1 protein-coding gene is annotated in these 959 nt (G+C 50.2%); it reads left to right on the forward strand.

Annotated features, from left to right (window positions below):
- Positions 1-298: 298 nt before the first annotated feature.
- The gene (locus tag C4N24_RS15735) at positions 299-688 is read left to right on the forward strand and encodes a transposase (protein WP_431733141.1); all 390 of its coding nucleotides are present in this window, start codon (positions 299-301) and stop codon (positions 686-688) included.
- Positions 689-959: the final 271 nt, after the last annotated feature.

Here is a 959-nt window from a genome sequence, read left to right on the forward strand (position 1 = left end):
GGAAGAAAACGCTCAAAAACAATCCCAGCTATTTCACTGACCCGGAAAAGCAGAAGGTTCTCCGCTTCGCAATGCAGCGACCCGCTACCTACCTGACTGAAATCGAAACCTATCTGGAAAAGGCTCTTGCAGAAGCCCTTGAAGAAGAAAAGACCGCATAACAGCAGACACCTGTAAGCCATCAACGAGCCACCAGCCGCAAGTGCAGGGCGGAAAGCATCCGCGCCCTTGCGCCTGATAAAAAATGGAACTTTGATTTTCTTGCCCGGCTTTGCTGCGGTGGGACGATCAAAGGAGCGTGCGTTTGAACAAAAAGAAAAAGTCCACAAACACTTCCCCCTATCCCGATGAAGCCATCGAACGTCTGGCACGGGCATTCTACCCGGCCATCCTTGCCTGCTGGAACAGCGAGGAAGGGCAGCGGGAGTTTGCCGCGTGGCAGGCGGAACAAGTTCATCACGCCGCCAGCAAAGAGAAACAGAGCGTTCCCGACGGGGAACGCCCTGTTGTACATATCGCTGTTATCTGTGGCTTTAATCGCAAGTTTTACAAGCAGAGCAATTCTCAACGACCTGTTTGCGATATGCAATTCACGGTTGTTGCCAACGAATCAAATCGTGAATTACGCTGGCAGGGTGCGTCCTATTCAGGGACGCACCCTGTTTTTGTTTTGTATTTAATCTTCTAATCCATGGTTCAGACTGTATTCGCTCAAACACCCTCTAGAATGGTATGCCGGAAGCAGATGCCTCAAAGCTGCCGACATCTCCGATTTTTCAAAAAGACTTGACATTCCCGGGCAGTTCTATATAATTATCAATGTTAATTACCTTCGATAATCGTTTGGAGAGGAATTTCATTATGACCATCGAACTGATCAAGCAGCTGCTGGATGCCTGCTATCTGGCAAAGCGGGCACGGGAGATGCTGCCTGCCCTGCCGGAGGGTGTGACATCCTC

The sequence above is a fragment of the Faecalibacterium prausnitzii genome (genome assembly GCF_003287405.1).
GTDB lineage: Bacteria > Bacillota > Clostridia > Oscillospirales > Ruminococcaceae > Faecalibacterium > Faecalibacterium intestinale.